19 protein-coding genes are annotated in these 16,540 nt (G+C 48.9%); 11 read left to right on the top strand and 8 right to left on the bottom strand.

Features of this window, described 5'->3' with window-relative positions; translation table 11 throughout:
- The first annotated feature begins 1 nt into the window (after window position 1).
- The gene (locus tag IO95_RS06640; protein ID WP_023490220.1) at window positions 2-346 is read left to right on the top strand and encodes a gamma-glutamylcyclotransferase; all 345 of its coding nucleotides are present in this window, start codon (window positions 2-4) and stop codon (window positions 344-346) included.
- Window positions 347-399: 53 nt separating this feature from the next.
- Here IO95_RS06640 and ppa read toward each other — a convergent pair whose 3' ends face one another.
- The gene (gene ppa, locus IO95_RS06645) at window positions 400-927 is read right to left on the bottom strand and encodes an inorganic diphosphatase (protein ID WP_023490219.1); all 528 of its coding nucleotides are present in this window, start codon (window positions 925-927) and stop codon (window positions 400-402) included.
- Window positions 928-1,141: 214 nt separating this feature from the next.
- Window positions 1,142-2,146, bottom strand: coding sequence for a class 1 fructose-bisphosphatase (fbp, locus tag IO95_RS06650; protein WP_023490218.1), 1,005 nt, complete (start codon window positions 2,144-2,146; stop codon window positions 1,142-1,144).
- 170 nt (window positions 2,147-2,316) lie between these two features.
- Between fbp and mpl the strand changes: the two genes are divergently transcribed.
- The gene (gene mpl, locus IO95_RS06655) at window positions 2,317-3,696 is read left to right on the top strand and encodes a UDP-N-acetylmuramate:L-alanyl-gamma-D-glutamyl-meso-diaminopimelate ligase (protein WP_023490217.1); all 1,380 of its coding nucleotides are present in this window, start codon (window positions 2,317-2,319) and stop codon (window positions 3,694-3,696) included.
- Window positions 3,697-3,841: 145 nt separating this feature from the next.
- Here the strand turns inward: mpl and argR are convergent, their stop codons facing one another.
- On the bottom strand, window positions 3,842-4,312 hold the full coding sequence (gene argR / locus IO95_RS06660; protein ID WP_023490216.1) for a transcriptional regulator ArgR: 471 nt from the start codon (window positions 4,310-4,312) through the stop codon (window positions 3,842-3,844).
- 462 nt (window positions 4,313-4,774) lie between these two features.
- Between argR and mdh the strand changes: the two genes are divergently transcribed.
- Window positions 4,775-5,713 carry a malate dehydrogenase gene (mdh, locus tag IO95_RS06665; RefSeq protein ID WP_023489033.1) on the top strand — a complete coding sequence of 313 codons (939 nt, stop codon included), beginning with the start codon at window positions 4,775-4,777 and terminating at the stop codon, window positions 5,711-5,713.
- A gap of 67 nt (window positions 5,714-5,780) precedes the next feature.
- Here the strand turns inward: mdh and IO95_RS06670 are convergent, their stop codons facing one another.
- Entirely contained in the window at window positions 5,781-6,047 is a 267-nt protein-coding gene (locus IO95_RS06670; protein WP_023489032.1) for a helix-turn-helix transcriptional regulator, read from the bottom strand.
- A 182-nt stretch (window positions 6,048-6,229) separates the two neighbouring features.
- On the opposite strand from IO95_RS06670, the gene IO95_RS06675 reads away from it, so the two are divergent.
- Complete coding sequence (locus IO95_RS06675) at window positions 6,230-6,583, top strand: DNA-binding protein (protein ID WP_037384469.1); 354 nt, start codon at window positions 6,230-6,232, stop codon at window positions 6,581-6,583.
- Window positions 6,584-6,771: 188 nt separating this feature from the next.
- Here the strand turns inward: IO95_RS06675 and ispB are convergent, their stop codons facing one another.
- Window positions 6,772-7,743: an octaprenyl diphosphate synthase gene (gene ispB / locus IO95_RS06680; protein ID WP_023489030.1), complete on the bottom strand. Its 972-nt coding sequence runs from the start codon at window positions 7,741-7,743 to the stop codon at window positions 6,772-6,774.
- 9 nt (window positions 7,744-7,752) lie between these two features.
- Window positions 7,753-7,890, bottom strand: coding sequence for a hypothetical protein (locus IO95_RS25535; RefSeq protein WP_160165611.1), 138 nt, complete (start codon window positions 7,888-7,890; stop codon window positions 7,753-7,755).
- 121 nt (window positions 7,891-8,011) lie between these two features.
- On the opposite strand from IO95_RS25535, the gene rplU reads away from it, so the two are divergent.
- The 4 genes from rplU (at window position 8,012) to cgtA (ending at window position 10,971) form a co-directional block, all read left to right on the top strand.
- Complete coding sequence (gene rplU / locus IO95_RS06685) at window positions 8,012-8,323, top strand: 50S ribosomal protein L21 (protein ID WP_004955927.1); 312 nt, start codon at window positions 8,012-8,014, stop codon at window positions 8,321-8,323.
- Window positions 8,324-8,340: 17 nt separating this feature from the next.
- Window positions 8,341-8,598 (top strand): 50S ribosomal protein L27, encoded by a 258-nt coding sequence (gene rpmA, locus IO95_RS06690; RefSeq protein ID WP_004933559.1) that lies wholly within the window; start codon window positions 8,341-8,343, stop codon window positions 8,596-8,598.
- Between the two features lie 212 nt (window positions 8,599-8,810).
- Complete coding sequence (locus IO95_RS06695) at window positions 8,811-9,770, top strand: DMT family transporter (RefSeq protein WP_023489029.1); 960 nt, start codon at window positions 8,811-8,813, stop codon at window positions 9,768-9,770.
- Window positions 9,771-9,798: 28 nt separating this feature from the next.
- Entirely contained in the window at window positions 9,799-10,971 is a 1,173-nt protein-coding gene (gene cgtA, locus IO95_RS06700; RefSeq protein ID WP_023489028.1) for an Obg family GTPase CgtA, read from the top strand.
- 71 nt (window positions 10,972-11,042) lie between these two features.
- Here cgtA and dacB read toward each other — a convergent pair whose 3' ends face one another.
- Window positions 11,043-12,476 carry a serine-type D-Ala-D-Ala carboxypeptidase gene (dacB, locus tag IO95_RS06705; protein WP_023489027.1) on the bottom strand — a complete coding sequence of 478 codons (1,434 nt, stop codon included), beginning with the start codon at window positions 12,474-12,476 and terminating at the stop codon, window positions 11,043-11,045.
- 262 nt (window positions 12,477-12,738) lie between these two features.
- Between dacB and greA the strand changes: the two genes are divergently transcribed.
- The gene (gene greA, locus IO95_RS06710; RefSeq protein WP_023489026.1) at window positions 12,739-13,215 is read left to right on the top strand and encodes a transcription elongation factor GreA; all 477 of its coding nucleotides are present in this window, start codon (window positions 12,739-12,741) and stop codon (window positions 13,213-13,215) included.
- Window positions 13,216-13,407: 192 nt separating this feature from the next.
- Here greA and yhbY read toward each other — a convergent pair whose 3' ends face one another.
- Window positions 13,408-13,701, bottom strand: a complete 294-nt coding sequence (gene yhbY, locus IO95_RS06715; protein ID WP_037384475.1) for a ribosome assembly RNA-binding protein YhbY — start codon at window positions 13,699-13,701, stop codon at window positions 13,408-13,410.
- A 178-nt stretch (window positions 13,702-13,879) separates the two neighbouring features.
- Here yhbY and rlmE point away from each other — a divergent pair, with 178 nt between their 5' ends.
- Together rlmE and ftsH are read left to right on the top strand one after the other, a co-directional pair.
- On the top strand, window positions 13,880-14,509 hold the full coding sequence (gene rlmE, locus IO95_RS06720; protein ID WP_023489024.1) for a 23S rRNA (uridine(2552)-2'-O)-methyltransferase RlmE: 630 nt from the start codon (window positions 13,880-13,882) through the stop codon (window positions 14,507-14,509).
- Window positions 14,510-14,565: 56 nt separating this feature from the next.
- A complete protein-coding gene (gene ftsH, locus IO95_RS06725; protein WP_037384479.1) occupies window positions 14,566-16,497 on the top strand; it encodes an ATP-dependent zinc metalloprotease FtsH in 1,932 nt (643 codons plus the stop codon).
- The last annotated feature ends 43 nt before the right edge of the window (window positions 16,498-16,540 follow it).

The raw sequence follows: 16,540 nt of genomic DNA on the forward strand, positions 1-16,540 counted from the left end.
TATGCGAATAATTGTTTATGGCAGTTTACGACGCAAGCAGGGAAACAGCCATTGGATGACCAATGCCCAATGGCTGGGTGAACATGAGTTAGAGGGCTATCAGATTTATAATCTGGGCCACTACCCGGCGGCGATCCCTGGAGAGGGGGCAATACACTGTGAGGTGTATCGTATTAACTCGTCAATTTTGGCTGAGTTGGATGAGTTGAAAAGCAATACCAAGGATTATCAGCGCGAACTGATTCAAACACCTTATGGTAGTGCATGGATCTACCTGTATAAGCACAGTGTTGAGGGGTTTCCGCGGATTGACAGCGGTGACTGGTTAACGCGTCTTGATGAGTAGCAAAAAAAGACACCGCTCGATGAGCGGTGTCGTGATCTTCAAAGCGCGGTGAATTATTTCTTGGCGCGTTCGAAAGAGGCGATGATTTCAGCTTTAGCGGCAGTGGCGTCGTCCCAACCTTCTACTTTCACCCATTTGCCTTTTTCCAGATCTTTGTAATGCTCAAAGAAGTGGGTAATCTGTGCTTTCAGCAGTTCTGGCAGGTCGTTCACGTCTTTCACATGATCGTACTCTTTGGTCAGTTTGCTGTGTGGTACAGCAACCAGCTTCGCATCTTCACCGGCTTCATCGGTCATTTTTAACACCCCTACCGGACGGCAACGGATCACAGAACCGGGTTGCAGTGGGTAAGGTGTCGGTACCAACACATCAACTGGGTCACCATCCAGTGACAAAGTATGGTTGATATAGCCATAGTTGCAGGGATAGAACATGGCGGTGGACATGAAACGGTCAACAAACAGCGCGCCGGTTTCCTTGTCGATTTCATATTTAATCGGGTCAGCGTTAGCCGGGATTTCGATAACTACATAAATATCTTCTGGCAGGTCTTTGCCAGCGGGGACCAGATTCAAGCTCATGTCGGTTTCCTTTAATCAAACCAGAAAGGGAGTGCGCGCTATTATAGCGGACTCTTTTATGATTTCCTGCCCTTTTCATCACTGAACCTAGGGATTCAGTGATAAAGCATCGTCTTAGTTAATCAAGCTCTAGGGGAATCGAACTGGGTACTAGGTCCGTCCCTAGACCTTCCCCCCTGCAGCTGAGGGGGGGCAATATGGATGGCGGTAGGGGTTATTCGTCAGGAAACTCAGCAATAAAACGCTCTGCTTCTTCCACCATTGACTTGGTGCCGACGAAGAACGGCACACGCTGGTGTAATTGTTCCGGCACAATGTCCAGAATGCGTTTTTTACCATCAGTGGCTTTTCCGCCCGCCTGTTCTGCCAGAAAGGCCATCGGGTTGCATTCATACAGCAAGCGGAGTTTGCCGGTTGGGTGACTGGCGGTGCTTGGATAAATGTAGATGCCGCCTTTCAGCAGGTTGCGGTGGAAGTCAGCCACTAATGAGCCGATATAGCGCGAGGTATAAGGGCGCTGAGTGGCCTCATCCTGTTCCTGGCAGTATTTAATGTATTTTTTTACTCCAAGAGGGAATTTGATGTAATTACCTTCGTTGATGGAGTACATACAGGCGGTTTCTGGGAAGTGGACTTTCTCGTGAGAGAGGCAGAACACTCCCAGAGAGGGATCATAGGTAAAGGCATGTACGCCACAGCCAGTGGTATAAACCAACATGGTGGATGAACCATACACCACGTAACCAGCAGCAACCTGTGCGCTACCCGGTTGCAGGAAATCAGCTTCAGTGACAGGAATACCCAATGGCGTGATACGGCGATAGATGGAGAATATGGTTCCGACTGAGACGTTGACATCAATATTGGATGAGCCATCCAATGGATCCATCAACACGACGTATTTGGCATTTTCAGCACGTTCGCCTTCGAAAATAACAATCTCGTCCTCTTCTTCTGAAGCGATACCCGCAACTTCGCCGCGAGCCTTCAATGCGGCTTTGAGTTTTTCATTGGCGAACAGGTCCAGCTTCATCTGAGCTTCACCCTGTACGTTTGAAATACCATTGGTTCCCAGAATATCAACCAAACCGGCTTTGTTGATATCACGGTGAATGATTTTTGCACCCAGCTTAATGGCGGAAAGTAATGCAGATAGTTCGCCAGTGGCGTGAGAGAAGTCGTGTTGTTTCTCGACGATAAATTCGCCTAACGTTTTCATAACACAATCCCAGAGGTTACGGATGGATAGCGGCCTGTTAGCTCACTGCTAACATTTTCGCTAGCAGTGTAGTCCAAAGTGACCCATTATTCATAGGCAAATCCGTTTCTTCTGTGCGATTTTGAAGGTTAGAATAAGTACTAAATCGATGCACTTAAATGAGAAAGCTAATGCGCATACATATTCTTGGGATCTGTGGCACCTTTATGGGCGGGCTGGCGATGTTGGCTCGTTCCCTTGGACATGACGTGACAGGTTCAGATGCGAACGTTTATCCGCCAATGAGCACCTTGCTGGAAAACCAGGGAATTGACCTGATACAAGGGTATGACCCCGCTCAATTGATACCAGTACCCGATTTGGTGATCATCGGCAATGCGATGAGTCGAGGTAATCCTTGCGTGGAAGCGGTATTGGAACAGGGTATCCCTTATGTGTCGGGCCCTCAGTGGTTACATGATCATGTATTGCGTGATCGCTGGGTGCTGGCCGTGGCAGGTACACACGGTAAAACCACCACTGCAGGGATGGCAACCTGGATCCTGGAAGCTTGTGGTTACCAGCCGGGTTTTGTGATTGGGGGTGTGCCGGGTAATTTTGATGTTTCTGCGCGCCTCGGTGGTAGCCCGTTCTTTGTTATTGAAGCTGATGAATACGATTGTGCCTTCTTCGATAAGCGTTCCAAGTTTGTCCACTACAGCCCACGAACGCTGATCATGAACAACCTTGAGTTCGACCATGCGGATATCTTTGATGATCTGAAAGCGATCCAGAAACAGTTCCACCATCTGGTGCGATTGGTGCCGGGCAAGGGCAAAATTATTCTGCCGGAGAACGACACACAGCTGAAACAAGTGATGGCGATGGGCTGTTGGAGTGAACAGGAGTGGGTCGGCGATGAAGGAAGTTGGCGTGCGCAGAAGCTGACAGCGGATGCTAGCCACTACGCGGTATACCTCGATGGCGAGAAAGTGGGAGAGGTTAACTGGTCGTTGGTGGGTGAGCACAACATGCATAATGGTCTGATGGCGATTGCTGCTACGCGCCATATTGGTGTGCAACCGGCTGATGCTTGCCAGGCGTTGGGTGATTTTATTAATGCCCGCCGTCGTTTGGAGTTGCGTGGAGAGGCGGCTGGTATCACGGTTTATGATGACTTTGCTCATCATCCAACGGCTATTCTGGCCACGTTGGCGGCTTTGCGTGGCAAAGTGGGCGGAACGGCACGTATTCTTGCCGTACTGGAACCCCGTTCAAACACCATGAAGATGGGGATCAGCAAAAATGACCTGGCACCTTCTTTAGGGCGTGCTGATGAAGTGTTCCTGTTTCAGCCTCATCATATTCCATGGCAAATCGCAGAGGTGGCAGAGGCCTGTGTGCAGCCAGCGCATTGGAGTGCTGACTTTGATACGTTGCTGGAGATGATCATCAAAACGGCGCAGCCAGGTGACCATATTCTGGTGATGAGCAATGGCGGCTTTGGCGGTATTCATGACAAACTGTTATCGGCGCTGGCTAATAAAGCAGAGTCACAAGAGAACGACTGATTTCATCGATGGACACTCAAAATAGCCCGGTGGTTTGACCAAACAGGTTTGATAAAACACTTGTGCTGATCGGGTTCGGTCTAGCCCCAAGGATGGGGCGCGTCATGAAACCAACAACCCTGCAGTTTGAATGGCGATGGGTGCACTAAAGCTCCTGCTCGAACAGCATCAAAATGGCCTCATGGAGCTGAAGTGCCGTAAAGGTGCTGGCAGGAGTGATAAAAATAGTGTCGTCACCTGCAATGGTTCCCAGAATCCCTTCTGCTTTCCCCAGTGAATCTAACAAACGAGCAATCAATTGTGCCGCGCCTGGACTGGTACGAATCACTACCATGGCATCATTATGGTCGATATCCAGCACCAGGTTTTTTAGCGGACTGGTGGTGGTAGGGACACCGAGTTCAGCAGGTAGGCAGTACACCATTTCCATTTTTGCATTACGTGTACGCACCGCCCCGAACTTGGTTAACATACGGGACACTTTTGACTGGTTAATATTCTCGAAGCCTTCTTCCTGCAGCGCTAAAACGATTTCACCTTGTGAACTGAACTTTTCTTCTTTCAATAACGCTTTAAACGCTTTGGTCAGGTCTTCCTGTTTTGCAGGATTACGCATTTTACACCGTGAAATGTGGAGGGAGACGTTTTGATTATGCATATAAATGAATTTTTATGCAAACTTGATGTAGTGGTGACCAACAGTAATACACCGAGGACGAAGAAAGGAGGCAACCTTAGTAAGATATTTATCTCATGAATAGGCTGTTCCAATGAGAAGCAACACATCTGGGGGGCGCAGTAATATGATTAAAATGATGTTGTTATTATGTTACGTAAGGGTGTAATGTGAACAGCGGTTAACTTAATTGTAAAATAATGCATGTTATTTTTGATTATTGTGCGCTATGCCCTCAATGCATCGGGCATTTAATCTAAAATAGCCTCGCTGCAGACCATTTTATTGCGCCAGATCTAAAACAGACTGTTAATGGGTTGTTTTAAAAGGAGTAATAAATTAAGGTCCCGGGCCAAAGAATTCACGGCGTTTATATATTTAAGATAATAAAAGGAGTATAGGATGAAAGTTGCAGTTCTCGGTGCTGCTGGTGGTATTGGCCAAGCCCTCGCCCTTCTACTCAAGACCCAACTTCCTTCAGGTTCTGAACTCTCTCTTTACGACATAGCACCCGTTACACCAGGCGTTGCTGTTGACTTAAGCCATATCCCAACGGCAGTTAAAATTAAAGGTTTCAGTGGTGAAGATGCCACCCCTGCGTTACAGGGAGCCGATGTGGTGTTGATATCAGCGGGTGTCGCGCGTAAACCTGGAATGGATCGTTCCGATCTGTTCAATGTTAATGCAGGGATAGTACGTAATCTGATGGAACAAGTGGCTAAAACTTGCCCGAAAGCCTGTATTGGTATTATTACCAACCCGGTCAACACCACAGTAGCTATTGCTGCTGAAGTGATGAAAAAAGCCGGTGTTTACGATAAAAACAAGCTGTTTGGGGTAACTTTGCTCGATGTTATCCGTTCTGATACGTTTGTGGCAGAGTTGAAAGGTAAGCAGCCGGAAGAGTTGAATGTGGCAGTGATTGGCGGCCACTCCGGTGTCACCATTCTGCCTCTACTGTCACAGATCCCTGGCGTCAGCTTTAGTTCTCAGGAAGTGGCAGATTTAACCAAGCGCATTCAGAATGCGGGAACCGAAGTGGTTGAAGCCAAGGCTGGTGGTGGCTCCGCTACGCTCTCCATGGGGCAGGCTGCGGCACGTTTTGGCCTCTCGCTGGTGCGCGCCTTGAGTGGCGAAAAGGGGATCGTAGAATGTGCCTATGTTGAAGGTGATGGCAAATACGCGCGTTTCTTTGCACAACCCCTAGTGCTTGGCGTCAACGGCATTGCAGAACGGAAAGACATTGGACAGCTGAGCGATTTTGAACAAAAAGCGCTGAATGACATGCTGGACGTCCTGCACCAAGATATTGAGCTGGGTGAAAAATTTATTAATAACTGATTGCTTGGTTCAGCTCACAATATATAAGCCGCCGGAATAGGTTCCGGCGGCTTTTTGCTTCTCATGATTACCCGGATGATTTGATGCGACTTTTCCGATCCAGCAGATGATGGGTGTGCGGATCAAAATAGCGACTGGGCCAAATCTCTGCCGGATGCACCTTCAAGGCCTCGGCAATGAGCCACTCTCCTTTTGGCCAGGGGCGGGAAAGTGCATTCGCTAACGTTGACGAGCTCAGCCCAGCCTCGCGTGAAACTGCTGCCAATGTGGTACCTCTTTTCTTCAGCGCCGCGATAACGTCTGCTGGATGCCAATCTAGATTCCGTGAATTCATGTTTACATTCCTTTTTTTGATTAGAGAAAGTTCTGTTAGTGGTATAACTAACAGTTCAGGATAAATTGTTTAAGCAACATGAATTGCTTATTCGGAAATCAGAATACCATTAAGTTTCTAAAAAATATCTTATTGGTTTCTAAAAGTTGAATGTAACTACATGAAAATCTGGGGTCATGGTTATGAAAAACGAGTGGTTTGCTGCCAAGGAACTCGTCGGCATTGCAGGATTACCTTCCTCAACACAGGGAATCAACCTAATGGCCAGGCGCGAAGGCTGGGTTAGCCGTCGCCGCAGAGGAGTACAGGGGAAAGCGCTGGAGTACCATGTTGACAGTCTACCTGCCGACATCAGAAACCTGCTGATATTACGTGAGGATCCCGCTATCTATGACGTAGAGCGCCAAGACCCACTGGCAGTATGGATCGAATACTATTACCACCTTTCAGAAAAGGAGCGGGGAGAGGTCATGGCATTTTTGATGCGTGAAGGAGTGAACAGCTTGCTGGCATGGATTGCGGAAAAACATAAATAGCCACAGTTGCAACTTGCCGAGCAAGCTCGCTAAGCGAGCCTCTATCCGTCGCCATTCAAACTAGCGGTGTTATCGGCTAGGTTACGCGGCCCTCATTCGGATCCGCCCCGAAGAGAGCCACGCTGTTCAAAACAGACGGCGTCTTTTTCCTGCAACATAGACTTCGCGTATATGGAAATGCTGATTTCTTAAAAATCACGTTGCACCGCAAGGTGCGCTAATCCTTCCAAGGCGTCTCGGTATGGTGATTCAGGCAATACCTGCAGTGCAGTAATCGCTTTATCGGCTTCTTCTTCTGCTCGTTGACGTGTGTAGGTGAGAGAACCGCACATCCTCATGGTTGCCAGAACCGGTTCCAGCAGATGACGGCCATTCCCCTGTTCAATGGCTTGGCGGATCATGGCTGATTGCTCTGCATTGCCATGATGCATAGCGTGCAACAAAGGCAAGGTAGGCTTACCTTCACTCAGGTCATCGCCGGTATTTTTTCCTAGCGTCGTTCCATCCGCACTGTAATCGAGCAAGTCATCAATTAATTGGAACGCAGTACCAAGATAACGTCCATAGTCCTGTAAGGCCTGTTCTTCGACTTTGGTAGCATTGGCGAGGATGGCGGAAGATTGCGCCGCTGCTTCAAACAGACGGGCCGTCTTACTATAAATGACCCGCATATAGCTTTCTTCACTGATGTCGGGATCGTTGACATTCATCAATTGCAGTACTTCGCCTTCGGCAATCACGTTGACCGCTTCGGACATGACTGCCAGCACCGGTAATGACCCCAGGCTGGTCATCATCTGGAAAGCACGGGTGTAAATAAAATCCCCTACCAGCACACTGGCGGCATTACCAAACGCCGCATTCGCGGTGGCTTTGCCGCGGCGCATATCGGATTCATCCACCACATCATCATGGAGTAGGGTCGCTGTGTGAATGAATTCAATCAGAGCAGCGACGGTAATATGCTTATCTCCCTGGTAATGCAGCGCCTGCGCCGCCAGAATGGCGATCATCGGGCGAATGCGTTTGCCACCACTACTGATAATGTAGTGGCCAAGTTGGTTAATGAGCGCAACATCGGAATTTAATTGTTCCAGAATGGTGGCGTTCACGGCGGCCATATCTTGCGTGGTTAACTCAGTAATTTGTTCTAGATTCATAATATTTTTTCAGTTGTGTTGCTCTTCACCGCGATGAGAACGCTGCTCATATCGGCACATGGCGGTAACTGTCATCCCGATTGTACTAGAAAAATGCTCCAGATAAACGCCGGGAACGAAACTGTGTTTTTTTTCTTCTTTTTTCACTGCGCTACTCTATTCTGCTCTTGTCATGTGAGGGATTATTGCGTAGAATTCGCGCCCTATTGTGAATATTTATAGCGCGCCCTCTATTAAACAGTTAGGCACGCGGAAAGCGGAGTTTTATATGTACGCGGTTTTCCAAAGTGGTGGTAAACAACACCGAGTAAGCGAAGGTCAGACCGTTCGCTTGGAAAAGCTGGACATCGCAACTGGTGAAGCGGTTGAGTTTGACCAGATTCTGATGATCGCTAATGGCGAAGATATCAAGATCGGCGTTCCTTTCGTCGACGGTGGCAAGATCAAGGCAGAAGTCGTTGCTCATGGTCGTGGCGAAAAGATCAAGATTGTTAAGTTTCGTCGTCGTAAGCATTACCGTAAGCAGCAGGGCCACCGTCAGTGGTTCACTGACGTTAAAATCACCGGCATCAGCGCTTAAGTTAGGAGAGCGGATTAATGGCACACAAAAAAGCTGGCGGCTCGACTCGTAACGGGCGCGATTCAGAAGCTAAACGTCTGGGCGTAAAGCGCTTTGGCGGCGAGGCAGTATTAGCAGGCAGCATCATCGTTCGTCAACGTGGCACTAAGTTCCACGCAGGCACCAACGTTGGTTGCGGTAAAGACCACACTCTGTTTGCTTTGAAAGACGGTAAAGTCAAATTCGAAGTTAAAGGCCCGAGCAATCGTAAATTTATCAGCATCGAAGCTGAATAATTTTTCGAGCCTTATAAAAAAGAGATGTAAGCCCTGCAATTCGTTGCGGGGCTTTTTACATTTATAGCTATACCCAATTTTTCAAGTTGCTGCCTACACGGCTACCGCTACAGCTAAAATGGTGACGGGTATAGACCTAAATTCATCCAAGATGCAGCCTCTACCCCACATAACTTGAATGAACTTGGGGATAGCACATAGGCACAAGCCATATGGAAACAAAACAGCAGGTCGGTGTTGGTATTTTTCTCGCACTCACCACAGCGGTTTGCTGGGGCGCATTGCCGATAGCGATGAAAGAAGTATTGGCCGTGATGGACCCGTTTACCATTATTTGGTACCGCTTTATGATAGCCGGCGTGGGATTAGGGCTGGTCCTTGCATTGCGTGGGCGTTTACCACCGGTAAACATGTTCCGTCAGTCACGCTGGTTATGGTTACTGCTCATTGCAACAGCTGGGTTACTGGGTAACGCCACATTATTCAGTTCTTCGCTGCGCTATCTGAGTCCGACAGCGTCACAGGTGATTGGTCAACTGTCACCGGTTGGCATGATGTTCGCCAGCGTACTGATCCTCAAGGAAAGAATGCGCGTGACTCAGGTGATTGGCGCAATGATGTTAATCTGTGGACTGATACTGTTTTTCAACGCTAGTTTGGTTGAGATCTTCACCCGGCTGACAGATTACACGCTTGGTGTTTTACTGGGGGTGTGTGCAGCGCTGGTATGGGTGAGTTATGGCGTGGCGCAGAAAGTGTTGTTGCGTCGCTTGGCTTCGTCGCAGATCTTGCTAATGTTGTATACTTTGTGTGCAGTAATATTAATTCCGCTGGCCAAGCCTGCAGTGATTTTTCAACTGAATAGTTGGCAATTGGCCTGCTTATTTTTCTGTGGAGCCAATACGCTAGTGGGGTATGGGGCACTAGCAGAAGCGATGGCGCGCTGGCAGGCGGCTCAGGTGAGTGCGTTAGTGACGCTGACCCCGCTATTTACCCTGTTATTTTCAGATTTATTAGCATTGGCCTGGCCACAGGCATTTGTGACACCGACATTGAATATTGTCGGCTATGTCGGCGCAATTGTGGTGGTAGCCGGTGCCATGTTTTCCGCAATTGGTCACTATTGGTGGCCGAGGCGGGCAAAACCCCATCTGGTTGCTTCCTTGAAGTAGCCCGGTGAATGATTTACGGAGACGGTAAATGAAGTTTGTAGATGAAGCGACGATCCTGGTGGTTGCAGGTGATGGTGGTAATGGCTGTGTGAGCTTCCGCCGTGAAAAATACATCCCCAATGGTGGACCGGATGGCGGTGATGGTGGTGACGGTGGTGACGTCTACCTGCTGGCAGATGAAAACCTCAATACCCTGATCGATTACCGCTTCGAAAAGTCTTTCCGTGCCGAGCGTGGACAGAATGGCCAGAGCCGTGATTGCACCGGTAAGCGTGGCAAAGATGTGGTGATTAAAGTGCCGGTAGGGACCCGAATAAAAGATCAGGGTACCGGCGAGATCCTTGGCGATATGATTCGTCATCAGCAGCGCCTGATGGTCGCGAAAGGGGGTTGGCATGGTTTGGGAAATACCCGTTTCAAATCGTCAGTAAACCGTGCGCCACGTCAGAAAACCTTGGGGACCAAGGGCGAGATGCGTGACATTCTGCTGGAGCTATTGCTGTTGGCTGATGTCGGTATGTTGGGTTTACCCAATGCCGGGAAATCAACCTTTATCCGCGCGGTCTCTGCGGCTAAGCCGAAAGTGGCTGACTATCCCTTTACCACACTGGTGCCTAGTCTCGGCGTGGTCCGTATGGACCATGAACAGAGCTTTGTGGTGGCGGATATTCCAGGTTTGATTGAAGGCGCTCATGAAGGGGCAGGATTGGGGATCCGTTTCCTGAAGCATCTGGAACGCTGCCGTGTATTGCTGCACCTGGTGGACATCGACCCGATCGATGGTTCAGATCCGGTAGAAAATGCCAAGGTGATTATCAACGAGCTTAACCAATACAGTGAAAATCTATCGCAGAAGCCACGTTGGTTAGTGTTCAATAAAATTGACCTGCTGGATGAACAAGAGGCCGCTGAGCGTGCCAAGGCAATTGTCGCGGGTATGGGTTGGGAAGGTCAGTATTACATGATCTCCGCGGCGAATCGCGAGGGGGTCAATGCGCTGTGCTGGGATGTGATGAACTTTATCAATGCTCAGCCAAAAAGTATGGCAATTGAAGAGAGTGCGCCAGAAAAAGTCGAATTTATGTGGGATGACTATCATCGTGAACAAATCGCTGAAGTGGAAGCAGAAGCTGAAGACGATTGGGATGATGACTGGGACGAAGATGATGACGAGGGTGTTGAGATCATCTATCAGAAGTAATGGGCTCCAGTAAATTCACAGTTGATTATTCAAGCTGCAGCTAGTCTGCAGCTTGAATGAACACCATGATTTTAATTGTTTTGATAAATATCGCGATAGAGTCGGCTCTCAAAACGGACCAGCGGTATACGTCTTTGTTTTTGATCTTCAGGCGGAACGGCATAGCCTGATAGATATTGAACGAAAGCATAACGCTGCCCACTGGCTGCGGTGATAAAACCCGCCAGATTATAGACGCCCTGCAATGCACCGGTTTTGGCGGAAACTTTGCCATTAACCCCCGCTTCGTGCAGACCACCACGGTAACGTAGTGTGCCATCATACCCCGCTAGCGGTAGCATTGAGATAATATTGAGCTCGTTGTCGTGTTGGGCGATATATTGCAACGCCTGCATCATGGTGGCGGGAGTCAGCAGGTTATGGCGCGATAGACCGGAACCATCCACCACAATGCTATTGCCTAAATCCACCCCAGCTTGCTGACGCAGTACCTGACGTACCGCATCGGCACCTGCGCGCCAGGTACCCGGGATGCCGAAACGCTCGTGACCGATGGTGCGAAAGACCACATCGGCAATCATGTTATCTGATTTTTTCAGCATGATTTTCAGTAAATCATTTAAAGGGGGGGATTGTGTCTGGCTAATCACCTCCCCTGTTATGCCTGGCACGGTTTGCCGCTTAAGATGGCCACTTATCTTGATACCAGCCTTGACCAACTCATCTTTCACAATCGCACCGGCATAACTTGCCCCGTCTTGAATCGCGAAAGCCAAGGGTAAGGGTTCGCTGCGTTGAGTCAGGCAACCGGTTAAGGTAAAGCGGTTCAGCTCACCAGGGACTACATCCAATTCACAGTATTGTGCTTGTGGAGAACCTTTGGCCAGGGTTCTCACCTGACTGAACATATTGACCGGATAAAAAGAGGCCACGCGGATAAACGCCATTTCGCCAGGGTTGGGTGCACTGTAGAGGGAAACCGAGAAGCAATTACGATCAATAATCGCTGCGGATGGCGGGGCGCTAAAACATTGTGTCAGATCGTTCCATGGCCAACCTGGGGCTTTATCGTGGCTGGCAAAGACCGAAGTATCAATCAGCACATCGCCACTGATCTCCTGCACGCCTTGTTTTTTCAACTCTGCAACCATATTGCGCAGGTGTTGGCGTTTGAAGGTCGGATCTCCGCTGAAGCGGGCAATAAGATTACCACGTAACACCCCATTAGTGATGTTACCCTGGCTTTCCAGCGTGGTAGAAAAGCGATAATCTGGCCCAAGCTGTAACAAGGCTGCCAATGCGGTAAGCACTTTCTGAGTACTGGCCGGTAATGCCATTTGCTGGGAGTGATAGTCAATAAGAGGTGTCGTCGCTCCCACTTTTTGAACTATCAAGGCAAGATTGGCCCCATCAGGCAAATACTGTGTGTAATCTTCAACCGGGGCGGCATTGGCATTGAGAACCAATGCACCGGCCAACGCACTGACAATTCGTGAAAAACGCATAATCTCGGGATAACAGCTGGAGGACATACACTCATACTACACTACGCGGCGTGAAGGGATAAAGTAAACGATGATCCTTAAGGAACTCTACGCTAAAATAGCCCTCACATTGCAAAATTGATGCTGACTTGGAACCCGTTTCCGAGCCTGGTTTTTTTTGTTTATCGCCTAGAGACGGGAGGTTCCACACCAACCGTATTTTCATACGAATACGTCAGAATGACGGCTATTTGTACAGGAAAGATTTAGAGGTATTAAAACGATGAAACAGATTCCAATGACTTTGCTCGGTGCAGAACAACTGCGTGAAGAGCTTGAATATTTGAAAAACGTGCGTCGCCCAAAAATCATTGCTGATATTGCTGAAGCGCGAGCACATGGTGATCTTAAAGAGAATGCTGAATATCACGCTGCACGTGAGCAGCAGGGTTTTTGTGAAGGGCGGATCCAGGAAATTGAAGCTAAACTCTCTAATGCTCAGGTGATTGATATCACTAAGATGCCTTACACCGGGCGGGTGATCTTTGGGGCGACAGTTTCGGTGATGAATTTGGATACCGAAGATGAGGTCACCTATCGCATTGTGGGCGACGATGAGGCAGATTTTAAGAAAAACCTCATTTCGGTAAATTCGCCGATGGCCCGTGGTCTGATAGGTAAAGAGCAGGATGACATCGTGGTCATCAAAACCCCGGGTGGTGATGTAGAATATGAAATTCTGAAAGTGGAATATCTGTAATTCCGACCAAATCGGTCAGATAGCGCTCAGTGTTTTGTAAAGAAAAGAAAAAGGCCGCAAGCGGCCTTTTATCAGAGCTCAGAGCATGGCACCTTTTCGCCCTATCAGTACATTTTAATGGTGACGGGGATGCCTGCATGCATTCAAACTGTATGTTGTTAGAATGCAATCGGCAACGCTCCGCAACACTCACTAGCGTGGTAAGGTGATCTTGCGATCTTGCGATGGCCGGTAAAGAATCAGCGTGCTGCCAATAACTTGGACATTACAGGCACCTGTTTCGCGAACAATAGCCGCCGCGATCAAGGCTTTGGTTTCACGATCTTCTGCGGCAATTTTTACCTTGATCAGCTCATGATGCCCTAGAGCTTGGTCAATTTCAGCCAGCACGCCTTCGGTGAGACCGTTATTACCTAGCATGACTACCGGTTTTAATGGATGCGCCAGGGCCTTGAGGTGCTGTTTTTGTTTATTATTCAGATTCATTGTCTTTTTTGCTATAAGTTGAGATTGAAAACGGGACATTCTACCGCCATCTCATGTGTATCACCAAATCGGTCTGCATGGAATGAAATCTATCTTCTGATTCATTCAAGTTGCAACCCATACCCTGCAGCTTGGATGGTGACGGGTATAAGATTAATGCAGGATAATTGGAAACCAGATGACAAGTAAAAAGCGTTCAGCCAGTTCCAGCCGCTGGCTACAAGAACACTTTAGCGATAAATATGTGCAACAAGCGCAGAAAAAAGGGCTACGTTCCCGCGCCTGGTTTAAACTGGATGAAATACAGCAAAGTGACAAACTGTTTAAGCCGGGTATGACTGTGGTGGATCTGGGGGCAGCACCCGGCGGTTGGTCGCAATATGTTGTTACCCAGATTGGTGGTAACGGGCGGATTATCGCCTGTGATATTTTGCCAATGGATCCTATCGTCGGTGTCGATTTCCTTCAGGGGGATTTTCGTGATGAACTGGTTCTTAAGGTATTGCTGGAACGTGTAGGTGAACGTAAGGTTCAGGTGGTCATGTCTGACATGGCACCCAATATGAGTGGCACCCCGGCGGTCGATATCCCAAGATCGATGTATCTGGTAGAATTAGCGCTAGAAATGTGTCGTGATGTCCTCGCACCAGGGGGTAGCTTCTTGGTGAAGGTATTTCAGGGAGACGGTTTTGACGAGTACCTACGGGAAATTCGCTCCCTGTTTACGAAGGTTAAGATTCGTAAGCCAGATGCTTCTCGCGCTCGTTCGCGTGAAGTATACATTGTAGCGACAGGGCGGAAACTGTAGTACCCTAACGCTGTTTGTTAACACAGTTGTAATATGAGGTTAATCCCTTGAGTGACATGGCGAAAAACCTGATTCTCTGGTTAGTCATCGCGGTAGTGCTGATGTCTGTATTTCAGAGCTTCGGGCCCAGCGAGTCTAATGGTCGTAGAGTAGATTACACTACTTTTATGTCCGAACTGACTCAAGATCAGATTCGCGAAGCGCGCATTAGTGGGCGTGAAATCAACGTTACTCGTAAAGACAGTAACAAATACTCAACTTTCATCCCTGTCGACGATCCAAGGTTGCTGGATACATTATTGACCAAGAATGTGACCGTTGTAGGTGAGCCACCGGAACAGCCAAGTTTGTTGGCTTCTATTTTCATTTCCTGGTTCCCGATGCTGTTGTTGATTGGTGTATGGATCTTCTTCATGCGGCAAATGCAGGGCGGTGGTGGCAAGGGGGCGATGTCCTTCGGTAAAAGCAAGGCCCGCATGCTGACGGAAGACCAGATTAAAACCACTTTTGCTGATGTCGCCGGTTGTGATGAAGCAAAAGAAGAAGTGAGCGAGTTGGTCGACTATCTGCGTGAGCCGAGTCGTTTCCAGAAATTGGGTGGCAAGATCCCGAAAGGCGTGCTGATGGTGGGGCCTCCTGGTACCGGTAAAACCTTGCTGGCGAAAGCCATTGCAGGTGAGGCCAAGGTGCCGTTCTTTACCATTTCAGGTTCTGATTTTGTTGAAATGTTTGTGGGTGTGGGGGCTTCCCGTGTCCGTGACATGTTCGAACAGGCCAAGAAAGCGGCTCCGTGTATCATTTTCATCGATGAAATTGACGCAGTAGGTCGCCAGCGTGGTGCCGGTTTGGGCGGTGGGCATGACGAACGCGAACAGACCCTGAACCAGATGTTGGTTGAGATGGATGGTTTTGAAGGCAATGAAGGCATTATCGTCATTGCGGCAACCAACCGTCCTGATGTGCTTGACCCTGCTTTATTGCGTCCAGGCCGTTTTGACCGTCAGGTGGTGGTTGGCCTGCCGGATGTCCGTGGTCGTGAGCAAATTCTGAAAGTGCATATGCGCCGTGTGCCATTGGCAGCGGATGTTGACCCATCAGTTATCGCTCGTGGTACGCCTGGTTTCTCAGGGGCTGATTTGGCTAACCTGGTGAACGAAGCGGCTCTGTTTGCTGCTCGCGGCAACAAACGAGTGGTGTCGATGGTTGAGTTCGAAAAAGCCAAAGACAAAATCATGATGGGTGCGGAACGCCGCTCTATGGTGATGACCGAAGCGCAGAAAGAGTCGACGGCGTATCACGAAGCAGGCCACGCCATTATTGGTCGTCTGGTACCTGAACATGATCCGGTGCATAAAGTCACTATCATTCCTCGTGGGCGTGCACTGGGTGTTACCTTCTTCTTACCTGAAGGGGATCAGATCAGTGCCAGCCGCCAGAAGCTGGAAAGTCAGATATCCACGCTTTATGGTGGTCGTCTGGCAGAAGAAATCATTTATGGGCCAGAGAAAGTCTCTACTGGCGCATCAAACGATATCAAGGTGGCGACTTCTATCGCACGTAACATGGTGACTCAGTGGGGTTTTTCTGAGAAGTTGGGGCCATTGTTGTATGCGGACGAAGAGGGTGAAGTGTTCTTGGGCCGTTCAGTTGCCAAGGCAAAACACATGTCTGATGAAACCGCACGTATCATCGACCAGGAAGTAAAATCCTTGGTGGAGCGTAATTATACCCGTGCGCGTGCGTTGCTGATGGAAAACATGGACATCCTGCATTCGATGAAAGATGCATTGATGAAATATGAAACCATTGATGCGCCACAGATAGATGACCTGATGAAGCGCCAAGAGGTGCGACCACCAGCTGGTTGGGATGATTCGCCGAGCAACAACCATTCTGACGGTGGCGGTGCGCCAAACTCGCCAACATCAGCAGATGAACCTCAGGCACCAAATTCAGGTGACCCGGCGTCTGAGCAGCAAGATAAGTAATCTGGGCGCTAAGTTCCGGTTACTGCCCGCTTAATGATGTGGC

Source organism: Serratia sp. DD3 (assembly GCF_000496755.2).